Source organism: Microbacterium sp. 22179 (genome assembly GCF_052045715.1).
GTDB lineage: Bacteria > Actinomycetota > Actinomycetes > Actinomycetales > Microbacteriaceae > Microbacterium > Microbacterium galbinum.
Map to the genome: position 1 here is coordinate 162012 of NZ_JBQEPJ010000005.1, position 23709 is coordinate 185720.

Here is a 23709-nt window from a genome sequence, read left to right on the forward strand (position 1 = left end):
TCCCCGGATCGGTGTCCGTACCGGTGTCGGTGTCCGTACCCGTGTCGGTATCCGTACCCGTGTCGGTGTCCGTACCCGGATCAGTGTCCGTGTCCGTACCCGGATCGGTATCCGTGTCGGTACCCGTATCCGTGTCCGTACCCGTGTCCGTGTCGGTACCCGGATCGGTGTCCGTACCCGTGTCCGTGTCGGTACCCGTATCCGTGTCCGTGCCGGTGTCGGTATCGGTGCCCGTATCCGTGTCCGTACCCGGATCGGTATCCGTGTCCGTACCCGGGTCCGTCACCGGATCGGTGTCGGTTCCGGTGGCCTCGACCACGAGGTCGGCCTCCACGGTGTTGCCATTCACGTCCTCGCCGACCACTGTGTAGTCACCCGGCTCGGCCGTTCCCGGAACCGTGAGCTGCGTCCCCGCGGGGACCACGCCGTTCTCGTCGGTCTCGACGGTTACGGGAGCACCCACCGGGTCGCCCGCAGCGTCCTCGATCTGGAACGTGACGTCGGTCAGCGGCGGCCATCCGTCAGAGGTGATCACGGTCGCAGCTCCCGGCGCGACCGGGCTGGTCACGTCGAGCGTCGGCGCGAACGCCTCGACCGTCACGTCTCCCTCACCGGTGTTGCCGTTCTCGTCGGTACCGACGACCGTGAAGGTGCCGGGGGCGGCATCGGCCGGAACCGTGATCGTCGTTCCGGGCGGAACGTCGCCGTTCTCGTCGGTCGTGACGATCACGGGCTCGCCCACGGGGTCGCCGTTCTCGTCTTCCAGCTGGAACGTGACCTCCGTCAACGGCGGCCACCCACCCGACGTGATCGTCGTGGGCTGCCCCGGCTTCACCGGCCCCGAGAGCTCGACGGTCGGGGTCCAGGCCTCCACCGTCACCTCACCCTCACCCGTGTTGCCATCCGCATCCACACCGACCACCGTGAAAGTACCCGGATCCGCATCGGCCGGGACCGTCAGCGTCGTCCCCGCGGGGATGTTGCCATCGGCATCCGCCTCGACCGTGATCGGGTCACCGACCGGGTTGCCGTCGGCATCCTCCAGCTGGAACGTGATGCTCGCCAACGGCGGCCACCCACCCGACGTGATCGTCGTGGGCTGCCCCGGCTTCACCGGCCCCGAGAGCTCGACGGTCGGGGTCCAGGCCTCCACCGTCACCTCACCCTCACCCGTGTTGCCATCCGCATCCACACCGACCACCGTGAAAGTACCCGGATCCGCATCGGCCGGGACCGTCAGCGTCGTCCCCGCGGGGATGTTGCCATCGGCATCCGCCTCGGCCGTGATCGGGTCACCGACCGGGTCGCCCGCAGCATCCTGCAGCTGGAACGTGATGCTCGCCAACGGCGGCCACCCACCCGAGGTGATCGTCGTCGACTGGCCCGGCTTCACCGGACCCGAGAGCTCGACGGTCGGCGTCCACGGCTCCACCGTGACCGTCGCTTCCGCGGTGATCCCTTCGACGCCGGTACCGACGACCGTGTAGTCGCCCGGCTCCGTGCCGACGGGAACCGTGAGTACGGTCCCTGCGGGCACGTTGCCCTCGGCATCCGTCGTGACCGTCACCGGAGCACCGACGGGCTCACCCTCGCCGTCTTCCAGCTGGAACGTCACCGACGTCGCCGGCGGCCATCCGACCGAGGTGATCGTCGTCGCCTGACCCGGCTTCACCGGACCCGACGCCTCGACGGTCGGGGTCCAGGGAGCCACCACGAGCGGCCCCTCGGCCGTATCGCCCTCGCCCTCACCGACGACGACGTAGTCGCCCGGGTCGGTCGAGATCGGGACCGTGAGGGTCGTGCCGGCCGGGATGTTGCCGTCGATGTCGGTCGTCACCGTGACCGGGTCGCCGACGGGAGCGCCGGCCTCGGTCTCGATCTGGAACGTGACGTCGACCGCGGCGGGCCACCCGCCCGAGGCGATCGTGGTCGTCTGGCCCGGCTTCACCGGACCGGATGCCGTCAGCTGCGGCGTGCCCGGAACGGCGAGCACCGTGACGGTGCCCTCCGCCGTGTTTCCGAACTCGTCCTCACCGGCGACCGTGTAGTCGCCGATCGCGGAGCCGGCCGGAACCGTCAGCGTCGTGCCCGCGGGGATGTTGCCGTCCTCGTCGGTCGTCACCGTCACCGGGGTGCCGACAGCGGCGCCGGTGGGGTCTTCGAGTTCGAAGGTGACCTCGGCCTCGGCGGGCCAGCCGCCCGAGGTGAGCGTCGTGGACTCTCCGACCGTGATCGGACCGGTCGCCGAGACCGTCGGCGTGTAGGCCTCGACCACCAGCGGCGCTTCGACCGTCTGATCACCGGAGGATGCCGTGATCGTGTAGTCGCCGGCTGCCGCCGTGGGCGGAACCGTCAGCGTCGTTCCGGCGGGGAAGTCCCCGTCGCCGTTCGTCGTCACACTGATCGGATCACCGACCGCCGTTCCCTCCGCATCGGCGAGCTGGACGCTCACGGCGGTGTTCGCCGGCCAACCGCTGGAGGTCAGCGTGGTGGGCTGTCCCGGTTTCACCGGACTCGTCGCCTCGAGCAGAGGAGCGAGCGCGTTCGGCCCTGCTTCGGCTCGAGCGAGCACGAGCGTGCCCACCCCGCCTCCGCCGGCGATCGCGCCGACCGTGAGGACGAACGCCTCTTGGCTGTAGATCGGGCCGTTGTCGGGCTGCACGTTACCGCGGAGCGAGACGACGCCGTTGAGCAGGCTGACCGCCGGGGCGATCGCGGTGACGATCCCCGTGACCGCCGTTGTGACGGTGGGCACGACGGTGTTCACGACACCGCCCGGTCCGAGGAGGGCGGTGTTGATCGGCCCTGCGAGAGCCGCGACGAGCGTGCCGAGGGGGATCGGGACGTTCGCTCCCGCCACCTTGACCGTGATCGTGGCCGCCGGGGCGGGCGATCCCGGAGCACCGGTGATGCTGCCGAGGGTCTGGTTCGTCACCGCGATCACCACGCCGGTTCCGACATCGATCGGCGTCGTGGAGCAGGTGGCGCCGGTGCCCACGACGCAGACGGTGCCGGAGATGTTCAGGACCGCGGCGTTGAGCGTGGTGGTGAGCGTCGTGCGCACGAGCTCGGGAACCGTGCCGAGCACGTTCCCGACGCGAGTGATCAGGTTGTTGAGAACTTCCGCCGAGAGCACTTCCTCATTGACGTCGAGGCTGTTGAGGCCCCGGCCAGTCGTGTCGACCAAGAGCTCATCGAGATCCGCCGAAACCACCCCCGTGCGCAGGTTCACCGTCACGACGTCGTCGCCGATGGGCGTGTCGAGCAGCGTGTTCAGCGCCTGATTCACCTGGGTGGTGATCGTGATGTTGAGGTTCGGATTGCCGAGAATCGGCGCCAGCGCAGCGTTGAGGCCCGCGATCGCACCCGCCAGGAGGCCGTTCGGACCGGTGAGGGTGCCCACGGCCGTGTCGACGGTCGAGGCGACACCGCCGGTACCGACGAGAGTGTTCGTGAGGCCGGCCACCGCGGGAAGCTGGAGCGTCACCGTTCCTCCGGCGACGTTGTAGTCGCGGGAGACGGTCCCGTCGCCCGCAAGAGAAACCTCGGAGCTGATCGCCCCGAGCGAGACGTCGAGGTCTCCGACGACGCTCGTCACCGTCGAGCCCAGCAGCCCCTGCAGGTTGAGCGAGGCATTTGACGGGTACGCACCGGCGCCCGTGGTATCGACTACGCCGTTGTCCGCGACTGCCCCGGTCGCGGCGCGACTCGAGCCATCGGGATTCGAGGCGGAGTACTGGTTCGCCGCACCGAGCGTGAGGAAGTTCGAGAGCGCCGGCACGCTGAGACCACCCGGGACGCTGACACTCAGCGCGTTGAGCGCCGTGATGTCGAGGCCTCCGGTGTCGACGACGGGTTCACCCGTCGAGCCGTCGTTGGTCGTCTGCACCCCTTGCAGCGCCACGACGTCGTCGAGCGGTAGTCCGCCGAGCAGAAGACTGCCCGTGAGGAACCGCGAACTGGAGGCAGACTCGTCCCCTGGAGCTGCCACCGCCGCTGTCGGGGCGATGACGCTCCCGACCACCACTGCACTGATTGCTGCTACTGCGAGGATTCTGCTTTTGGGCAGAGTCCTCCTTCGTGTACTGCTCATTTGCCCTCCCGTGATGTCGAACCAAGTTCGTCGTCACTAGGCCCCCCCAGGAACCGGCTTCTTTACCGGTCAGGCGCAAGTAAGAGTGTTTCTACGGGAGATTTCGATGGTTGTCTAGGCGTTCAGTGAATTCCATTTCGAGAATATTCGGGGTCACCAAACGTCATTGTGCGCCCCGTGTCATCGACGGAGACGCTGGTGGAGAGGATCAGTTGGCGGCGATGACCGAGAGCACGGCGTCGCCGTAATCGTCACGCTTCTTCGCTCCGATGCCGCTGATGCCATCGAGGTCGGCAAGGCTGGCCGGGCGGTTCTCCGTGAGGGCGCGGAGCGTGGCGTCGCTGAACACCATGTACGCGGGCCTGCCCAGTTCACGAGCGGTTTCCGCACGCCAGACCCGGAGGGCTTCGAAGAGCGGCCGGTCGTCGGCATCCACCGAATCCGCGGCCGTCGCCTTCCGCGCGCGCGTGGTCGTCGCGCGCCCGATCGTGTCTTTGCGCAGGGGCACTGCGGTCTCTCCGCGCAGCACTCCGGCTGCCTGTTCGCCGGGCGCGAGGGTGCCATATTCCCCTTGCGCCATGAGAATGCTCCGGGCGAGAAGTTGGCGAACCACACTGCGCCAATCCTGATCCGAGAGATCGGACCCGATGCCGTAGGTGGCGAGCTTGTCGTGGCCCTGTTGGCGGATGCGTTCGGTCGACGCGCCGCGGAGGATGTCGATCAGGTGCCCCGCGCCGAAGGCCTGGTTGCGCTCGCGCTTGAGGCGCACGATCGTCGAGAGCAGCTTCTGGGCGGGGACGAGTCCGTCGAAGGTCTCGGTGTCTTCGAGGCAGGTGTCGCAGTTGCCGCAGGGCTGCGACTCCTGGCCGAAGTAGCCGAGCAGGTTCTGCCGGCGGCACTCGACCGTCTCGCACAGGGCCAGCATCGCGTCGAGGTGCTGTCCCATGCGCATCTTGAAGGTGCGGTCGCCGGGGCTCTGGTCGATCAGTCGCCGCTGCTGCACGACATCGCCCAGACCGTAGGCCATCCAGGCGACGGACGGCTCGCCGTCGCGCCCCGCCCGGCCCGTCTCCTGGTAATAGCCCTCGACCGACTTGGGCAGGTCGATATGGGCGACGAAGCGCACATCGGGCTTGTCGATGCCCATGCCGAATGCGATCGTCGCCACCATGACGACGCCGTCTTCGCGCAGGAACCGCGACTGGTTGGCGGCCCGCACCTCGGCGGGGAGGCCCGCGTGGTACGGCAGGGCGTCGAGGCCCTGCGCGGCGAGATACGTGGCGGTCTGCTCGACCGACTTGCGGCTGAGCGCGTAGACGATTCCCGCGGGACCGGTGGCCGCGCCTTCGGCGGACTCCTGCGACTTGATGAAGGAGACGAGCTGCTTGCGCGGGTCGACCTTCGGCACGATCCGGTACTGGATGTTCGGGCGATCGAAACTGGCGACGAAATGCTGCGCGGCACCGAGCTGAAGACGCTCGGTGATCTCCTGGTGCGTGGCGCGGGTGGCGGTGGCCGTGAGCGCCATGCGCGGAACCCCGGGGAACCGCTCGCCCAGGTCGCCCAGCGCGAGGTAGTCGGGGCGGAAGTCGTGCCCCCACTGCGACACGCAGTGCGCCTCGTCGATCGCGATCACGCTGAGGGTGCCGCGCTGGAGGAGCGCCGTGGTCTGCGCGTTCGACAGACGCTCGGGGGCGACGTAGATGACGTCGAGCTCACCCGCGATGTAGGAGCGCTCGACCTCTGCACGCTCCTGCGGCGACTGCGTGGAGTTGAGGTAGGCGGCGTTGACGCCGTTGGCACGCAGCGCGTCGACCTGGTCGTGCATGAGTGCGATGAGCGGGCTCACGACGAGTCCGGTGCCCTCGCGCACGAGTGCGGGAACTTGATACGTGATGCTCTTACCGCCACCGGTGGGCATCAGCACCACCGCGTCGCCTCCGGCGATCACCTGATCGACGATCGCGGCCTGGTCGCCGCGGAAATCGTCGTAGCCGAAGACCGTGTGCAGCGCCTCGCGCGCGGTCGCGTAGCGGCTCGGCGTGGCGCGGCGGGTGACGGGTGCGCTGCTCGGCCGCGGTGCGGTGGCCGTCGACACCGGCGTCGTGGGGCCGGGACCCCAGTCGAGGGGCGGCTCGAAACCGGCGCCCTGCGGCTCCCAGTCCATCGGCTCGGGCGGGGCGCTGGGCTCCCACCCGTCGTCGTATGGCTCGTCGGCGTACGGCAGGTCCGCGTACGGGTCACGGGGAGTCTGCGGCATCCCTCCAGCGTAACGACCCCCGCCGACGCCGGCCCGCCCCTCTCCACAGGTCCGTCGCCGGGCGGGCGCGTCTCCGTATCGGAGGAGATCTCACGCAACGCAGGAGCGCTTCCCCGTTTCCGTCCTGCAGAACGTGAGATCTCCTCCGGAACTTGCGCCGTAATCCACAGATTCCACGCACCTCCCCTCTCGCGCAAGAGATCCACTTAAGGTGGACGACGTGGTGACGCGACGCACACGGCTGGACGAGTCGGATGTCGCGCTCATCCTGGTGACGATCTTCATCTTCGTAGCGGTGGCGCTTCCGTTCGTCATGTGGACGTTGCTGTTCGGAGTCGCGGGCTGCGGCGACGGCTGCGACATCACGCAACCGACACCGACCCGCCCTTCTCCTCCCGAGGGTCACCGTTCGGTCGCGCGAGGGTCACCGTTCGGTCGCGCCAGGGTCACCGTTCGGTCGCGCCAGGGTCACGAGCGAGCTCGTCGGCGAAGGCCCGTGTGATGGCTTCCTCATCGGGAAGCGCGCGTTGCTCCTCCTCCGCGAGCTCGTATCTACTGACGGCGACCGGCTGGCTCGTCGACGCGAGGGCGTATCGCACGACCGTATCGTTCTTCCCCGCGACCAGCAGGATGCCAACCGTGGGGAGATGCTTCTCCGGAACGCGGAGCCGATCGTCGACGACACTGACGTAGAACCCCAGTTGCCCGGCATCCGCAGGCGTGAACCTCGTCGTCTTGAGCTCGATCACGACGTACCGCAGTTGCTCGATGTGGAAGAACAACAGGTCTACGAAGAAATCGTCACCATCGATGTCGAAGTGCACCTGCCGACCGACAAACGCGAACCCCGGGCCGAGCTCGCGCATCGTGTCGAGAATGCGATCGACCAGCCGTTGCTCGAGCTCCCGTTCCGATGCGTTGCCGTCGATCGCGAGGAACTGCAACGCGTACGGATCCTTCGTGATCTCGCGCGCCTGGTCCGAATCATCCCGATCGAGCGCACCCTCGAAGTTCGTGGGCGCCGCCGCCTCGCGCTCGTGCAGGCGAGTGGTGATCTGGTGCGCGAGCACAGCTCGACTCCACCCGTGGTGTGCATCCTTCGCTGCGTACCAGTCGCGCAGGCCCTGGTCGTCGAGCTTGTCGAGAAGCTGGATGACATGGCTCCAGGGCAATTCGCCAACGGCTTGTTGGCGAATTGAATTGGGAGCAGGCCAAGCCATGGCGAAGCGGCGCATGTAGCGCAGATTCGCTGGCGAAAACCCGGTCATACCCGGGAACGCCGCCCGCAGGTCCGCCGCGAGTCGCGAGAGTACCGCAGATCCCCATGCCTCTGTGGCAAGACGCTGCTGGATCGTTCTACCGATCCGCCACCAGAGCATCAGAAGCTCCGTGTTCGCCACGCGCTGAGCCCTTACCCGCGCCTGCCGCACGTGCGTTTTGAGATCTTCGAGCGTGGTGAGGTAGTCGTCGGGAGCCATGTCGTGCGTCATCGTCATGAGGCGATCCTGCTGACGGCCACCGACACCCGGAGCGGTTATCCACAACTCTGCTGCACGCCCACATCTCCTGCACAGGGACCTCTATGTTGAACGGCGTGATGGCACAACAGCGACCGATGAGCGATGCCGACATCTCGGTCGTTCTGATCTCGATCTTCATCCTCCTGTCGCTCCTCCTCCCGCTGGTCTTGTACGTATCGCATGTGGGCGCCGCGGCCTGCGGGGAGATCTGCGACACCTCGACGAGCTGGTCGGCTGTCACGGCGTTCGCGATCTTCGACGGCATCCTCTTCATCGCGGTCGTCGTGCCGTTCGCGATGAGTGCGAAGCGCTGGGAGCGCACCTGGCCGATCCCCGCCGCGGGCATCACCACGCTTCTCGTCGGCGCCCTCATCGCCTACCTCGTGATCCGCATCGCCATCCCAACGCTCTGAGGGGTCAGAACACGCCGCCACGGCCCCGGGGCGTGCGGCGTGTTCTGACCCCTCACCGGGGTGAGCCGCACTCCCCCGCGCGGGCGTAGGTTTGAACCAGACGCCCGAAGGAGCATCCGATGACCGACATCACCGTCACCCGCAACGACGACGCCTCCCGCTACGAGATCCGCACCGGAGACCTGCTCGCCGGCTTCGCCGCGTTCGAGACGAAGCACGGTCAGATCCGGTTCACGCACACCGAGATCGACCCCGCGTTCCAGGGTCAGGGGCTGGCCGGCAAGCTCGCGAAGGCCGCACTGACGGATGCCGCGGCGAGCGGCGACGCGATCGTGCCGCTGTGCCCCTACATCGCCTCCTACCTCGAGACGCACGAGATCCCGGGCGCCGAGATCCGCTGGCCGAAGCGACCGGGCGCATGATCGGCGAGCGGCGCATCGTCCTCGAACCCCGCGAGGTCCCCCTCGGCGGAGTCCGGGGCATGAACGTGCTGCGTGCGCTGCCCCACCGAAACCTGCCGACCATCGGCGCGTGGTGCTTCCTCGACCGCTTCGGCCCCGCCGACACCCGCATGCGCGTCGAGCCCCACCCGCACATCGGCCTGCAGACCGTGACCTGGCCGCTCGTCGGCGAAATCCGCCACCGCGACTCTCTCGGCAGCGATGCCGATCTGCGCCGCGGGCAGCTCAACCTCATGACGGCGGGCAACGGCATCTCGCACTCCGAGTACTCGATCGGCGACGACCCGATCCCCCTCGACGCCCTGCAGTTCTGGGTGGTGCTGCCGGAGTCCGCGCGGCACGGGGCCGCCGGCTTCGAGCGCCACACCGAACTGCCCGGCCTGTCTCTTCCCGCCGAGCAGGGAGCGGATGCCTCCGCCACCGTCGTCCTCGGCGAGTTCGCCGGCACCCGCTCACCGGCGACCGTGCACACCCCGATCGTCGGCGCCGAGATCGTCGTGCCCGCGGGAACCCGCGTGCGGCTGCCGCTGCGCCCCGAGTGGGAGCACGCCGTGATGCTCGTCGAGGGCGATGCGCAGGTGGCGGAGCATCCACTCTCCCTCAACGACACCCTCTATCTGGGCGACTCCCGCGACACGGTCACGGTCGAGAGCGCAGAGGGAGCCCTGCTGTTCGTGCTCGGCGGCGAGCCCTTCGAAGACGAAATCGTCATGTGGTGGAACTTCGCGGGTCGCTCGCACGACGAGATCGCCGAGGCGCGCGAGGAGTGGGAGGCGGCATCCGCTCGCTTCGGAGAGGTCGAGGGGCACGACGTGCGCATCCCGGCTCCTCCGCTGCCGCCCGTGCGCCTGATGCCCCGCAGCCGCAAGCTCTGACTTCGCGGTGCCGCGTTCCCGTGGGGGACGCTTCGACAGGCTCAGCGACCCAGTGAGCGGTCGCGGCACGAACTGGGTCCCTGAGCTTGTCGAAGGGCCCCGCCCCGCGGCGAACCCTCAGCCGCGCTCGGGGGTGTGCACGCGGGCGAGGAACCGGTCGGTGCGGGGCGAGGGCCCGCGCGGGTCGAGCACCGACACGACGACCGTGACGACGACGGCGAGCGGGATCGTCCACGCGGCCGGCTGCGCGAGATACGGTGCGGCGATTCCGACCCCGTCGATCGCCGCATGCACGAGCAGCGCGAGCCCGCACGCGACCCCGCCGCTCACCATGCCGGCCACGGCCCCGCGCGCGGTGAGCCCGCGCCACCAGACCCCCAGCAGCACGACCGGCGACAGCGTGGATGCCGCGACGACGAACACCACGCCGACGCTCGCGACCAGCCCCGCCGGCACCGTGAGCAGCGCGATCGCGAGGGGCACCAGCGCGCACAGCAGCGCCGAGACGCGGAACGAGCGCACCGAGCCCGAGAAGACGTCCTGGCTGATCACCCCGGCGAGCGACACGACGAGCCCCGCCGACGTCGCGAGGAATGCCGCGAAGGCCCCGGCGACGATGAGGGCCGTCAGCAGCTCGCCGATGATGCCGGGGAACACCCGCGACGGCAGCTGCAGCACGACGGTGTCGGCGAGACCCGGCACCGCGAGGTCGGGGGCGGCGATGCGCGCCAGCAGTCCCATGCCGCTCGAGACCGCGTAGAACGCGCTCACCATTGCGATCACGATCACGGTGGTGCGGCGCGCCGACACGCCGGTCGGGCTCGTGTAGAAGCGCACGAGCACGTGCGGCAGCCCCATCGTGCCCAGCAGCAGGGCGAGCAGGAGGGATGCCGTCTCATAGGCGTCGAACCCCGAGGGACCGGCCTCGGCGGGGAACACGAGCGCGGGGTCGAAGTCGTGCGGACCGCCGCTCAGTGCGAAGGCGATGAGGATGACCGGCACGAGGAGTGCCGTGAGTTTGAGCCAGTACTGGAACGCCTGCACGTAGGTGATCGCGCGCATGCCGCCCGCGGCGACGGCGGCGGCCACGAGCACCGCCACGGTCACCGCGCCCACCCACTCGGGCAGCCCCGCGACGACGACGAGGGTGATGCCCGCACCGTGCAGCTGCGGCACGATGTACAGCCAACCGATGATGAGCACCGCCGCGCTCGTCACCCGTCGCGCCGAGGTCGACTCCAATCGGGCCTCGACGAAATCGGGGATCGTGTACGCCCCGCTGCGGCGCAGGGGGGCGGCGACGAACGCGAGCACCAGCAGATACCCCGCCGCGTAGCCGATCGGGAACCAGAACCCGCGCGCCCCGTCGAGCAGCACCAGCCCCGAGAGCCCCAGGAAGGTGCCCGCCGAGAGGTACTCCCCGCTGATCGCCGAGGCGTTCCACACCGGGCGCACGGTGCGGGAGGCGACGAAGAAGTCGCTCGTCGTGCGCGAGATCCGCAGACCGTAGACGCCGATCAGCAGCGTCGCGACGACCACGAGCGCGACGCCGACGAGATCGAGGACCGCATTCACTCGCGGTCCCGCAGTGCCCGGTACCGACGCTCGTTGCGCGCGGCGGTGCGCACGTACAGCAGCGCGAACACGAGGATCACCGGATAGAACGCGAACGCCTGCAGCAGCCACGACAACGGCAGCCCCCACAGCACGATCCGATCGATCGCGGGAATCAGCGCGATCGTCAACGCCATCGCCAGCACCACCAGCACGAACCCGGCGATCGTGCCGAGGGCGAGCCGGAACTGGCTGCGCATCAGGGCGCGCGCGTACACGGCATCCGCTTCGTCGACCGGAGAGCCCGGCAGGGCGATCCCGCGCGTCGCCGTCGTGGGGCGGCGCGGCGCGGCATCCGCCGTCACCCGCACCCGCTTCGGCGCCTCGGTCACGGCATCCCCTCGCTGCGCACGAGCGCCTCGCGCACGGTCGGCACCAGACGCCTGCTCACCGGCAGCACGATCTCGCCCACCGACACCGACGGATCGGTGCCCGAGAGCCGGGCCTCGGTGACGGCGGATGCCCGCACCAGTGTCGAGCGATGGATGCGCAGGAATCCGGCATCCGCCCATCGCGCCTCGAGCTCGGAGATCGGGATGCGCACGAGATGCCCGGCATCGCCGTCGGCGTGGAGCCGCGAGTAGTCGCCCTGCGCTCGCACCCAGCGGATGTCGCTGCGGCGTACGAAGCGCACCGCCGAGCCGATCGAGACGGGCAGCACCTCGTCGTCACCCGCCGAGGGTGCGTCACCGCGCTCGATCACCCGGTCGACGGCCTGCCGCAGGCGCGCGGCGCGCACGGGTTTGAGCAGGTAGTCGGCCGCGCGCAGTTCGAAGGCCTCGACGGCGCGGGCGTCGTCGGCGGTGACGAAGACCACGGCGGGCGGCTCGGCGAGCGAGAGCAGTCCTCGCGCGAGTTCGGTGCCGAGCAACCCGGGCATATGGATGTCGAGGAAGGCGATGCGCACCGCGCGCTGAGACAGCTGCCGCAGGGCGTCGGCACCCGTCGTGGCCGTGAGGATGTCGCCGATGCGCTCATCGGTGCGCAGCAGGTGCACGAGTTCGTCGAGCGCCGGTCTCTCGTCGTCGGCGACGAGCACGTCGATCATGGCCGCACCTCAGTCGTTGTCCGGGTCGTTCAGCGGTTGCGACTTGGGCACCCGCATGCGCACCAGGGTACCGGCGCCGGTGTTCGTCTCGACGACCAGGCCGCCGTCCGCACCGTAGAGCTGACGCAGACGCGTATCGACGTTGCGCAGCCCCACGTGCAGGCCGTCGTCGGCCGCCGTGAGTGTGGAGCGCAGAGCATCCGGATCCATGCCGATGCCGTCGTCCTCCACCGTGATCTCGGTGTGCGTGCCCTCGTCGCGCGACGCGATCCGGATCTCGCCCCCGCCCTCGCCCGGCTCGAGCCCGTGGCGCACCGCGTTCTCGACGAGCGGCTGCACGGAGAGGAACGGGATCACCGTCGCGAGAGTCTCGGGCGCGATCTGCAGCGTCACGCGCAGACGCTCGCCGAAGCGGGCGCGCTCGAGCTCGAGGTAGGAACGGATGCTCTCGAGCTCATCGGCCACGGTCGTGAATTCGCCCTGCCGCCGGAACGAATAGCGGGTGAAGTCGGCGAACTCGAGCACGAGATCGCGGGCGCGAGCGGGATCGGTCGTGATGAAGGAGGCGATCGCCGTGAGGGCGTTGTAGATGAAGTGCGGCGAGATCTGCGCGCGCAGCGAGCGCAGTTCGGCCTCGGCGAGCTGGGTGCGCGAGGCGTCGAGTCCGCCCAGCTCCACCTGAGCCGCGCACCAGTCGGCGACCTCTTCGGCCGCCCGCACCAGCGCCGCCCGCACCGGGGCGGCGAACGCGACGACCACGCCGATCACGTGGCCGTCGACGACGATCGGCGCACCGACGCCCTCGAGGTGGTCGTCGGCGGCCTGCGAGGGGAAGACCTGTCGGCGACCCGACTCGCGCACGCGGGTCGCGATCCGCACGGCCGCGGCCTCCAGCCCGTCGGGCGCGCCGTCGAACGAGACGGTGTCGTCGTCGGCGACGATCGCGACGGCGGCACTGCCGAGCAGCACGCGCAGCTGCCGGGCGGCCTTCCCGACCTCCGGCGCCGAGAGGCCCGCGCGCAGATGCGGAGCGGCGAGACTCGCGTGATGCAACGCCCGCAGAGCTGCCTGCTCGCCCTCGCTGCCGAGATCGGCCGCGCCGCGCGCGAGACGGCGGGCGAGCAGCAGCAGCACCGTCAGCGCGATGCCGCCGAGCACGCCCAGCACGGCGGCGAGAACGACGTCGGTCATGTGATCAGCCTAGGCACCCTTCGTCTTGTCGCTCCGCTCCTCGCTCAGGGACCGGACACTGCCGGTTCCTGAGCGAGCGGAGCGAGACGAAGGGCCCACCACGCACCGGTCAGCAGCACCGGGCGCCGGGGTTGCGGTCCTGGTCGTCCATGCGCTGACGCCAGAACTGGCGCTCGGTCATCGGGTCCTCGTCCGGATGATGACGACGGTGATGGGCGACATAGGTCGCGTAGGCCGTGTCGCCCATCAGCGTCGTCATGTACCAGCGGATGCCGCGCCCGACCCGCGCCGCGGCACCGAGCAGTGCACGCAGCGGAGTGGGCGCGGCATCCGTGTGATGGATCACCATGTCAGTGGCTCGAGACCTTGCGCTCGTCGGCGAGGATCGGCTCCCACTGCTTCTCGAGCTCGCGCTCGTCGGCGTTGGGCAGGAAGCCCGCCGGGGCGAACCGGCGCGAGGCGACCGGTTCGTCTTCGGTGTTCTCGCCGCCGCCGTTGCGGATCGCCTTGATGGTGACGAGGATCGCCGCGATCATGACGATCAGCGCGAGCGTCACGAAGATGATCGAGAGCGTGCCCTGCACGGCCGTGTTGCGGATGACCGCCTCGAGCACCTCGCGTTCGCCGAGCGACGTGTCACCGGTGTTCAGCGCCTCGAGGTAGCGGAAGTGGTTCGCCCAGTATCCGATCGCCGGGACCGGCGAGAAGATCTTGTAGAGCGAGGCCGTGACCGTGACGACCGCGGTGAACGCGAGCGGCAGGCCGATGATCCACAACCACTTGACGTAGCTGCGGCCGCGCTTGGCGACGATCGCCATCACCACGGCGAGCGCGATCGCGGCGAGCAGCTGGTTCGCGATGCCGAACAGCGGGAAGAACGTGTTGATGCCGCCGAGCGGGTCGGTGACGCCGAGGATGAGGATCGCTCCCCAGCCGGCCACCATGATCGCCGTGCAGATCCACACGCCGGGCCGCCACGAGACGTCGCGGAACTTCGGGAACCAGGCGCCGATCGAGTCCTGCAGCATGAAGCGGGCGACGCGGGTACCGGCATCCACCGCCGTGAGGATGAACAGCGCCTCGAACATGATCGCGAAGTGGTACCAGAACGCCATGAGCGCCTGCCCGCCGAGCGCCTGCTGCATGATGTGCGCGAGGCCGAGCGCGAGGGTCGGGGCACCGCCGGTGCGCGAGACGATCGACTCCTCGCCGACCGCCTGGGCCGTACCGGTGAGTATCTCGGGGGTGAGGTTCACCCCCGTCAGACCCAGCGAGTTCACGAAGGCGACCGCGCCTTCGACCGTGCCGCCCGTCACCGCCGATGGCGCGTTCATCGCGAAGTAGATGCCCTGGTCGATCGAGATCGCGGCGACGAGCGCCATGATCGCGACGAACGACTCCATGAGCATGCCGCCGTAGCCGATGAAGCGCGTCTGACGCTCCTTCTCGACGAGCTTGGGCGTCGTGCCGGAGGCGATCAGGGCATGGAAGCCCGACAACGCTCCGCAGGCGATGGTCACGAACAGGAAGGGGAAGAGAGGACCGGCGAACACCGGCCCCATGCCGTTCTCGCCGAAGATGCTGACCGCGGGCACCGTGATCTCGGGGCGCACCAGGATGATCGCGCCGGCGAGCATCACGATCACACCGATCTTCATGAACGTCGAGAGGTAGTCGCGGGGAGCGAGCAGCAGCCACACCGGGAGCACCGCGGCGATGAAGCCGTAGATGATGATGCCCCACGCGATCGTGGTGCGGTCGAGGTGGAAGATCGCCTGGCCCCACTCGGTGCCGGCGACCCAGCCGCCGCCGATGATCGCGGCCATGAGCAGCACGAACCCGATGATCGAGACCTCGGTGACCTTGCCCGGGCGCAGGAAGCGCAGGTAGATACCCATGAAGATCGCGATCGGGATGGTCATCGCCACCGAGAAGACGCCCCAGGGGCTCTCACCGAGGGCGTTGACGACGACGAGCGCGAGGATCGCGACGATGATCAGCATGATCAGCAGCGAAGCGATGATCGCGGCGGTGCCGCCGATCCGCCCGAGTTCCTGACGTGCCATCTGGCCGATGGTGCGGCCTCCGCGGCGCATCGAGAAGAACAGCACGGTGTAGTCCTGCACGGCGCCCGCGAGCACGACACCCACGATGATCCAGATCGTGCCGGGCAGGTAGCCCATCTGCGCGGCGAGCACGGGGCCGACGAGCGGGCCGGCGCCGGCGATCGCGGCGAAGTGGTGCCCGTAGAGCACGCGGCGGTCGGTGGGGACGTAGTCCTTGCCGTCCTGCTTGACCTCGGCCGGTGTCGCGCGGCGGTCGTCGGGGCGGGTGATGTACTTCTCGATCACCTTCGAGTAGAAGCGGTAGCCGATCAGATAGGTGCAGACCGCCGCGAAGACGAACCAGATCGCGTTCACGGTCTCGCCGCGCACGATCGCGAGCATCACCCAGGCGACACCGCCGAGCAGCGCGATCGCCGTCCAGATCAGGATCTTCGGGAGGGTCCAGCGCCGGCTCTTCTCCTCGTGCTCAGGGGAGAGGGCGACGGGTGGGAGTTTCGGGTCGGTGACGATGATGGGCTCGTCGTCGACGGTTCCGGCGCCGCGTCGGCGCGACGAAGGTGCAGTCATGGGGTTCTCCTCGGGGTGCGCGTCATTGCGTTCCCCCACGCTAGGAAACGGGGCGGGGGTCGAGGAGCGGGAGCGGATGCCGTGCGACGAGCGGCATCGACGATGCGACGAACGGATGCCGCGGCATCCGTTCCTGAACGGCACCCAGGGCGATGTCCGACGTCGCGGATACACTCGCGACAATGCCCTCCCCCTCTGAGAACGCACCCGACTCGTTCGTCCGCGTCCGCGGAGCGAACGAGAACAACCTCCGCTCCGTCGATGTCGACATGCCGCGCGATCGAATCGTCGCGTTCACCGGAGTCTCGGGATCGGGCAAGTCGTCGCTCGCGTTCGGCACCATCTTCACGGAAGCCCAGCGCCGATATCTCGAGTCGGTGGCGCCGTATGCGAGGCGGCTCATCCAGCAGGGCCACGATCCGCACGTCGAATCGATCTCGGGCCTGCCCCCGGCGGTCGCCCTGCAGCAGCGGCGCGGCGCGCCCAGCTCGCGATCGAGCGTCGGCTCCGTGACGACGCTGTCGAACTCTTTGCGCATGCTCTTCTCCCGGGCGGGCACCTTCCCGGAGGGTTTCACGACCCGGCTCGACTCCGATGCGTTCTCTCCCAACACCGTCGCCGGAGCCTGCCCGGAGTGTCACGGCATCGGCGTCGCGCACAGCGTCACCGAGGACTCGCTCGTGCCCGACCCTTCGCTGAGCATCCGCGAAGGTGCGATCGCCGCCTGGCCGGGCGCGTGGCAGGCGAAGAACCTGCGCGACATCACCATCGCGCTCGGCTACGACGTCGACGTCCCCTGGCGGGATCTTCCCCGTGCCGATCGCGAGTGGCTGCTCTTCACCGACGAGCAGCCGGTCGTGCAGATCACCCCGCAGCGCGACCGCGTGGCCAAGCCCTACAACGGCATGTTCTGGAGCGCCGAGAAGTACGTCTTCCATACGCTCGCCGACTCCAAGAGCCAGATGATGCGCACCAAGGTGCTCCAGTTCGTGCGATCCGGGCCGTGCCCGCTGTGCGGGGGGACGGGGTTGCGGCGCGAGGCGCTGGCCGTCACGTTCGCCGGCCGGTCGATCGCCGAGCTCAACGCTCTCCCGCTGACCGACCTCGCCGACGTCATCCGCCCGACGACGCAGCTCACCGAGGTCACGCCGGCGCTCCCCACCACTCTCTCGGGCGAGCGCACCGACGTCGCCGTCGCCCTCACGACCGATCTCCTCGCGCGCATCGAGGTGCTCACCGACCTGGGGCTCGGCTACCTGGGGCTGGGCCGAGCGACGACCACCCTGTCCCCCGGTGAGATGCAGCGGCTCCGGCTCGCGACGCAGCTGCGGTCGGGACTCTTCGGAGTGGTCTACGTGCTCGACGAGCCCTCGGCCGGTCTGCATCCCGCCGACGCCGAGCAGCTGCTCGACGTGCTCGCACAGCTCAAGCGCTCCGGGAACTCGGTCTTCGTGGTCGAGCACAACATGGACATCGTCCGGCACGCCGATTGGATCGTCGACGTCGGCCCCGGTGCCGGCGAAGGCGGTGGGCACGTGCTCTACAGCGGTGCGGTGCCGGGGCTCGCCGCTGTCGAGGCATCCGTCACCCGGCCGTTCCTGTTCCCCGACGCGCATGCGGCATCCGTGACGCGACGCGACCGCCGAGAGGCGTCGGCGTGGCTCACTGTCGAGGGCGTGAGCCTGCACAACCTCGCCGACATCGATGCATCCGTCCCGCTCGGCTCCCTCGTCGCCGTGACGGGTGTCTCGGGGTCGGGCAAGTCGACACTCGTCAGTCGGGTGCTCCCCGATGTCGTGCGCGCGCACCTGCGCTCGGACGACGCCCCCGACGAGATCGACGACGCCCCGGTCGATATGGGAGCCGACGACTCCCGGCCGGCCGAGGCGACGGTGCCGGATGCGGGCGTCGACACCCTGACCGTGCGCGACGTGCGCGGTCTCGAGCACATCGATCGCCTCGTACGGGTCGACCAGAAGCCGATTGGCCGCACACCGCGCTCCAACCTCGCGACTTACACGGGCCTGTTCGATGCCGTACGTGCGGTCTTCGCCCGCACCGACCTCGCCCGCGAGCGCGGTTACGGCGCCGGACGCTTCTCGTTCAATGTCGCGGGCGGGCGCTGCGAGACCTGCCTCGGCGAGGGATTCGTCTCGGTCGAGTTGCTGTTCCTCCCCGGCAGCTACGGGCGCTGCCCGACGTGCGACGGCGCGCGGTACAACGCCGAAACGCTCGAGGTCACCTACGACGGTCGGACCATCGCCGACGTGCTCGCCCTCACCGTCGAGCAGGCAGCCGAGGCGCTGGCCTCGATTCCGGCGGCGGCGCGCAGCCTGCGTGCTCTCCTCGACGTCGGGCTCGGATACCTCCGCCTCGGTCAGCCCGCCACCGAGCTCTCCGGCGGCGAGGCGCAGCGCATCAAACTGGCGACCGAGCTGCAGCGCGTGCGCCGTGGCCACACTCTGTATCTGCTCGACGAGCCGACCACCGGGTTGCACCCCGCCGACGTGCAACGGCTGCTCGCGCAGCTGCACACGCTGGTCGACTCCGGAGACACCGTGGTCGTCGTCGAGCACGAGATGGACGTCGTCGCCGCAGCGGACTGGGTCATCGACCTCGGGCCCGCCGGAGGCGACGCGGGGGGCCGCGTCATCGCGGCCGGAACCCCGGAGCACGTCGCGCAGAATCCCGCGAGCCGCACGGCGCCCTACCTGGCCGAACGCCTGCGCTGACGACCGACGCCGTGCTTTTGCACGGCCCCCTCGGCATCCGCACATCGTGCGCGCAAGTAGGCTGGAACCGTGGCCCGAACCTCCGCTCTGCCGACCCGCGTGCTGCTGATCTGCGCCGCGATCGGCGTCGCGACCGGCCTCATCGGAGGCATCGCCGGATGGGTCACGCCGATCCTGCTCGCGAGCCCCCTGCTCTTCCTCTACGGGCTCGTGCTCGGCTCGCACGTGCTGCCGGGGATCATCGCGCAGGAGGTGCTGCGGCGCCCGTTCGTGGCGCTCATCACGCACCTGATCGCCGCCCTCGTCTCGAGCGCGTTCAACCCGGCCTGGGCGCTGCGCTTCATCGGCACGGCGCTGCTGTTCGGCGCGATCCAGGAGGGCGTCGCGGCTCTCACCCGCTACCGCGCCTGGGGCGCCTGGCGCTTCTTCATCTCGGCGGCGCTGATCGGCGTCGTCGTAGCGGTCGCCGTGTTCTTCGCCGCACATCTCGGCACGATGCCGCTGTGGGCGCAGATCACGTACCTCGCGATCTCGGTGCTCGGCCCCATCGCGTGGACCGCGATCGGCCTCGCGGTCGGCACGGCGCTCAGCCGCGCCGGCGTCGCCCGTCGCTGAGCGCGTCGTTCCCGGCATCCGTCTCGCTCGACTCTCCGTGAGGGGTCAAGACACGCCTCAGTGGATGCCGGGCGTGAGGCGTGTCTTGACCCCTCACGCACTCACGAATGCACGTCGCGAGGTCAGGTAAGGCTCGGCTAAGTTAGAGACGTACGTTCCACCGAAGACGTACGTCCACCGACCCGGGGTCTCGCCGTGCGCCCATCCGCGCCTCTTCTCCGCGTGCGTGATGTCTCTCTCACCCACGCGGATGCCGCGCACCCCTCCCCGCGCGACGTGACCTTCGACATCGACCCGGGCGAGGTCGTGCTGCTGCTCGGCCCCTCGGGCTCGGGCAAGTCCACGCTCACGCTCGCGCTGAACGGGCTCATCCCGCACGCGCTTCCCGCCGCCATGACCGGCACGGTCGAGGCGGGCGGGGTCGCCACCGCCGACGCGCAGACCTCCGAGCTGAGCACGCGGGTCGCGATGGTCTTCCAGGACCCGGATGCCCAGATCGTCACCGGAACCCTCTACGACGAGGTCGCGTTCGGCCCCGAGAACCTGCGCCTGCCCCTCGCCGAGGTCACCGCCCGCACCGAAGATGCCCTGCGCCGCGTCGGGCTATGGGAGCGCCGCGACGACAACCCCGACCGGCTCTCCGGCGGCGGGCGCCAGCGCCTCGCGATCGCCTGCGCCCTCGCCATGGGGTCGCCGTTGATCGTGCTCGACGAGCCGACCGCGAACCTCGACCCGCAGGGCATCGATGACGTCTACGCCGCCCTCGCCGACGTGATCGCCGCGGGCGACCGGGCGATCCTCCTCGTCGAGCACAACCTCGACGCCGCGATGGGATTCGTCACCCGCACGATCGTGCTCGACCGCGAGGGACGCGTCGCGTACGACGGTCCGGTCGCCGAGATCCTCCGCGCGCACACAGACGAGCTCGTCGCGATGGGGGTGTGGCTGCCCGCGGCGACGCTGGCAGCGTTGCGACTGCGCGATGACGGCATCCGTCTCGACCCCCTGCCCCTGACACCCGACGAGCTGGCGGCGCAGCTGCCCCCGGCATCCGCTCGCGCGAGCGCGGCCGCGACCGCGACCGCGATCGACCCGACGACGGATGCCGCGCCCTCGGGCGAGGCGATCATCCGGGCGCGCGGGCTCACCGTGCGCCGGGGCCGCACCGAGATCCTGCACGGCATCGACCTCGATCTCACGCCCGGCAGCCTCACCGCCATCGTCGGCGCCAACGGGGCCGGCAAGACCACGCTCATCCAAGCGCTCGCCGGCGTCGTGCCCCCGCCGAAGCGGCAGGTCGACGTCGACGGCATCGATCCCGGACGGGCCGCTCCTCGCGACCTCGCCGCCCGCATCGGCTTCGTGTTCCAGAACCCCGAGCACCAGTTCATCGCGCACACGGTGTTCGACGAGCTCGCGCACGGGCTGACCCTTCGACAGGCTCAGGGGCCGCAGGGCGAGCAGATCACGGATGCCGAGATCACCGAGCGCGTGACCGAGATGCTCGAGCGCTTCGGCCTCGCGCACAAGGCCGACGTGCATCCGTTCCTGCTGTCGGGCGGCGAGAAGCGCCGCCTGTCGGTGGGCACCGCGCTGATCACCCGCCCCCGCGTTCTCGCGCTCGACGAGCCGACATTCGGCCAGGATCGCGCGCGGGCGACCGAGCTGCTCGCGCTGCTGCAGAGTCTGCGCGCCGAGGGTACGACGATCGTGATCGTCACCCACGACCTGCAGCTCGTCGCCGAGCACACGACGCACACCGTGATCCTCGCCGACGGGCGCGTGCACGCGAGCGGACGCACGGCCGATCTCTTCCGCGACGAGCAGACGTTCACCTCGGCGGGGCTCCGCCTGCCCGCTCTGCAGCGGGTGCTCGCGGCGCACGCACGGGGGGCCGAGGCATGACCTCGACCATCGTCGACCCTTACGCACGGATGACCGTCACCTCGCGGCATCAGTTCCTCTACGCCCTCAACCCGCTCGCGAAGGTGGCGGGATTCGCCCCGGCGATGATCTTCCTGGTGTTCGTGCGCGACCTCGCCACCCCGACCGCGTTCCTGCTGCTCGCCTATGTGCTGCTGCTCGTCGGCGCCCGCCTCACCTGGCGTCTGCTCCTGCTGCTCGCGGTGCTGCCCGTCGGCATGGCCGTGATCGGCGTGAGCTTCTCGCTCTGGGTCGACACCGCGCTCGTCGGCGACACGACCCCGGTGTTGCAGATCGGCGACTGGACGCTCTACAGCGGAGCACTGATGATCGGTTTCGCGACGGCGCTGCGCCTCGGCGCGATCATCTCGCTCGCCCTCATCGGCGGGCTCACCACCAGCGGACCCGACCTCGTGCGGGCGAGCGTGCAGCAGCTGCGGGTTCCGTACCGCATCGGCTACACGGCGTTGGCCGCGTTCCGCTTCGTGCCGCGCTTCGGCTACGAGCTCTCGGTCATCCGCGCAGCCCATCGCGTGCGAGGACACCACGGCGGAGGCGGCCCCTTCTCGCGCATCGCGCGCGGCTGGGGCTACATCGTGCCGCTGCTCGCCGGGGCCATCCGGCACGCCGAGCGCGTCGCCCTCGCGATGGACTCCCGGGCCTTCGGTGCACACCCCACCCGCACCGAGCGGCATCTGGTGCCGTTCCGCACGCGAGACACGATCTTCGTCGTGCTGAGCCTCGCGGCATCCGCGGTGATCCTGCTCGTGTTCTTCCCCTGGCAACCGCCCTCCCTCTGAAAGGCACCCGATGGCGTTCAGCAAGCTCGTCAAGCCCGAGACGCAGGAACTCGTGCACCTCACCGTGCTGCGCTCCGAGCGTCTCTCCCCGCACTGGATGCGCGTGACCCTCGGCGGCGGTGAGATCGAGAAGTTCCGGCCGATGGGCTTCGATCAGTGGTTCCGCCTGTTCCTGCCGATCGGCGGCGACGCCGGACTCGATCGCGTGCCCGCCAAGGCCAACAAGATGTTCGGGTACCTGAAGTTCCTGCGCATCCCCGACGGCGAGCGCCCCGTGATGCGCAACTACAGCGTGCGCGCGTACCGACCGGCCGACGGCGATCGCGGCGCCGAGATCGACGTCGACTTCGTGCTGCACGGATCGGCCGCCGAGGGCACCGCCGGACCCGCATCGCGGTGGGCCGAGACCTGCACCCCGGGCGAGCACGTGCTCATCATCGACGAGGGCCTCACCTTCAACCCCGAGCGCGGTGTCGACCGGGTGCTGCTCGTGGGCGACGAGACGGCCCTGCCGGCGATCGCGTCGATCGCGGCATCCGTTCCCGCGGGCGCGACCGGCACCGCGATCATCGAGGTGCCGTCGCTCGACGACGCCCTCGACTTCCCCCACCCCGAGGGACTGTCGGTCGAGTGGGTGCTGCGCCCGCACGACGAGCAGCCGGGAGCCCTCGCGCTGCAGCGGGTGGCCGAGCTCGACCTGCCGGCCGAGACGTTCCACACCTACGCGGCCGGCGAGCAGTCGCTCGCTTCGGGTGTACGCAAGCTGCTCGTCGGCGAGCGCGGCGTCGACAAGAGCACCGTCAGCTTCTGCGGCTACTGGAAGATCGGTGCCGCCTCCCCGACGTCGAAGGCCGCTCGCGAGGCCGCCGCGGAGCCGCTCGGATGAGCGAGGCGGATGCCGCTTCGTCGGCTGCCGGTTCGGGCGCGGATGCGGCGACGGAAGCGGATGCCGTGGCGACGCGGCCCGCGCGCGGACGGATGCGCTTCCCCACTGCCCTGCTGCTGACCTGCGCGGCGCTCGGCGTCGCCGGGGCGGTTCTGCTCGCGCCGATGAACTGGCTCTCGACCCTGCTCACCGGACCACTGCCCTTCCTCGGGATGGGCCTCGCCGGGCTCTGGCTGCTGCCCTCGGTGATCGCGCTGCGTTTGCTCAAGCGTCCGCTCGTCGGCTTGCTCGTCGCGCTGATCGCGGGGCTCGTCATGGTGCCGTTCTCGGGGTACGGCTTCGGCAGCGTCGCCACGAACCTCTGGTGGGCGGCGTTCACCGAGCTGCCGTTCCTGTTCGTGCTGTGGCGCTACTGGGGCACCTGGATGCACTACGTCGGAGCGGTCGCCGTCGCGATCGTCTACCCGATCTCGGCATGGGCGTGGTTCGACCTGGGCAGCTTCGGCCTCGGATACCAGGCGGCGTTCTTCGCCGTCACGATGGCCAGCTGCGTCGCGGCGACGGCCCTCGGCATCCTGATCGCGGATCGCCTACGCCGCGCCGGCGTCGGCGGACGCCGCTGACGCGCGGCGTTAATGCCGGACG

At 69.7% G+C, this 23709-nt stretch carries 18 protein-coding genes; 9 read left to right on the forward strand and 9 right to left on the reverse strand.

Annotated elements, in window-relative coordinates:
* From ACTJKK_RS12560 to ACTJKK_RS12570, 3 genes are all read right to left on the reverse strand, one after another.
* A partial coding sequence (locus ACTJKK_RS12560; protein ID WP_440748237.1) for a choice-of-anchor G family protein occupies positions 1 to 3991 on the reverse strand: 3991 nt, incomplete at its 3' end.
* A 310-nt stretch (positions 3992 to 4301) separates the two neighbouring features.
* The gene (gene recQ / locus ACTJKK_RS12565; RefSeq protein ID WP_440748238.1) at positions 4302 to 6353 is read right to left on the reverse strand and encodes a DNA helicase RecQ; all 2052 of its coding nucleotides are present in this window, start codon (positions 6351 to 6353) and stop codon (positions 4302 to 4304) included.
* Positions 6354 to 6799: 446 nt separating this feature from the next.
* The gene (locus ACTJKK_RS12570) at positions 6800 to 7849 is read right to left on the reverse strand and encodes a PDDEXK nuclease domain-containing protein (protein WP_440748239.1); all 1050 of its coding nucleotides are present in this window, start codon (positions 7847 to 7849) and stop codon (positions 6800 to 6802) included.
* 101 nt (positions 7850 to 7950) lie between these two features.
* On the opposite strand from ACTJKK_RS12570, the gene ACTJKK_RS12575 reads away from it, so the two are divergent.
* The 3 genes from ACTJKK_RS12575 to ACTJKK_RS12585 all read left to right on the forward strand — a co-directional run bounded on the left by ACTJKK_RS12575 (position 7951) and on the right by ACTJKK_RS12585 (position 9622).
* A complete protein-coding gene (locus ACTJKK_RS12575; RefSeq protein WP_440748240.1) occupies positions 7951 to 8286 on the forward strand; it encodes a hypothetical protein in 336 nt (111 codons plus the stop codon).
* A 119-nt stretch (positions 8287 to 8405) separates the two neighbouring features.
* Positions 8406 to 8708, forward strand: a complete 303-nt coding sequence (locus ACTJKK_RS12580; protein ID WP_247633008.1) for a GNAT family N-acetyltransferase — start codon at positions 8406 to 8408, stop codon at positions 8706 to 8708.
* Entirely contained in the window at positions 8705 to 9622 is a 918-nt protein-coding gene (locus tag ACTJKK_RS12585; RefSeq protein WP_440748241.1) for a pirin family protein, read from the forward strand. Before ACTJKK_RS12580 ends, ACTJKK_RS12585 begins: the two co-directional genes overlap by 4 nt.
* A gap of 117 nt (positions 9623 to 9739) precedes the next feature.
* Here the strand turns inward: ACTJKK_RS12585 and ACTJKK_RS12590 are convergent, their stop codons facing one another.
* From ACTJKK_RS12590 to ACTJKK_RS12615, 6 genes are all read right to left on the reverse strand, one after another.
* Positions 9740 to 11197, reverse strand: a complete 1458-nt coding sequence (locus ACTJKK_RS12590; RefSeq protein ID WP_247623562.1) for a sodium/solute symporter — start codon at positions 11195 to 11197, stop codon at positions 9740 to 9742.
* Positions 11194 to 11568, reverse strand: coding sequence for a heavy metal transporter (locus tag ACTJKK_RS12595; RefSeq protein WP_336641067.1), 375 nt, complete (start codon positions 11566 to 11568; stop codon positions 11194 to 11196). The genes ACTJKK_RS12590 and ACTJKK_RS12595 overlap by 4 nt, the downstream gene beginning before the upstream one ends.
* Positions 11565 to 12284: a LytR/AlgR family response regulator transcription factor gene (locus tag ACTJKK_RS12600; RefSeq protein ID WP_336641068.1), complete on the reverse strand. Its 720-nt coding sequence runs from the start codon at positions 12282 to 12284 to the stop codon at positions 11565 to 11567. The genes ACTJKK_RS12595 and ACTJKK_RS12600 overlap by 4 nt, the downstream gene beginning before the upstream one ends.
* A 9-nt stretch (positions 12285 to 12293) precedes the next feature.
* Positions 12294 to 13475 (reverse strand): sensor histidine kinase, encoded by a 1182-nt coding sequence (locus ACTJKK_RS12605; RefSeq protein ID WP_440748242.1) that lies wholly within the window; start codon positions 13473 to 13475, stop codon positions 12294 to 12296.
* A 109-nt stretch (positions 13476 to 13584) separates the two neighbouring features.
* Positions 13585 to 13824, reverse strand: coding sequence for a YbdD/YjiX family protein (locus tag ACTJKK_RS12610; protein ID WP_247633013.1), 240 nt, complete (start codon positions 13822 to 13824; stop codon positions 13585 to 13587).
* A gap of 1 nt (position 13825) precedes the next feature.
* The gene (locus ACTJKK_RS12615) at positions 13826 to 16108 is read right to left on the reverse strand and encodes a carbon starvation CstA family protein (protein ID WP_440748243.1); all 2283 of its coding nucleotides are present in this window, start codon (positions 16106 to 16108) and stop codon (positions 13826 to 13828) included.
* Positions 16109 to 16290: 182 nt separating this feature from the next.
* Between ACTJKK_RS12615 and ACTJKK_RS12620 the strand changes: the two genes are divergently transcribed.
* The 6 genes from ACTJKK_RS12620 (at position 16291) to ACTJKK_RS12645 (ending at position 23687) form a co-directional block, all read left to right on the forward strand.
* Complete coding sequence (locus tag ACTJKK_RS12620; RefSeq protein ID WP_440748244.1) at positions 16291 to 18840, forward strand: ABC transporter; 2550 nt, start codon at positions 16291 to 16293, stop codon at positions 18838 to 18840.
* 69 nt (positions 18841 to 18909) lie between these two features.
* Positions 18910 to 19455, forward strand: a complete 546-nt coding sequence (locus tag ACTJKK_RS12625) for an ECF transporter S component (protein ID WP_440748245.1) — start codon at positions 18910 to 18912, stop codon at positions 19453 to 19455.
* 195 nt (positions 19456 to 19650) lie between these two features.
* Positions 19651 to 21360 carry an ABC transporter ATP-binding protein gene (locus tag ACTJKK_RS12630; protein ID WP_440748246.1) on the forward strand — a complete coding sequence of 570 codons (1710 nt, stop codon included), beginning with the start codon at positions 19651 to 19653 and terminating at the stop codon, positions 21358 to 21360.
* Positions 21357 to 22178, forward strand: coding sequence for an energy-coupling factor transporter transmembrane component T family protein (locus ACTJKK_RS12635; protein ID WP_440748247.1), 822 nt, complete (start codon positions 21357 to 21359; stop codon positions 22176 to 22178). Before ACTJKK_RS12630 ends, ACTJKK_RS12635 begins: the two co-directional genes overlap by 4 nt.
* 10 nt (positions 22179 to 22188) lie before the next feature.
* A complete protein-coding gene (locus tag ACTJKK_RS12640; protein ID WP_440748248.1) occupies positions 22189 to 23064 on the forward strand; it encodes a siderophore-interacting protein in 876 nt (291 codons plus the stop codon).
* Positions 23061 to 23687, forward strand: a complete 627-nt coding sequence (locus ACTJKK_RS12645) for an ECF transporter S component (protein WP_440748249.1) — start codon at positions 23061 to 23063, stop codon at positions 23685 to 23687. The genes ACTJKK_RS12640 and ACTJKK_RS12645 overlap by 4 nt, the downstream gene beginning before the upstream one ends.
* Positions 23688 to 23709 lie beyond the last annotated feature (22 nt).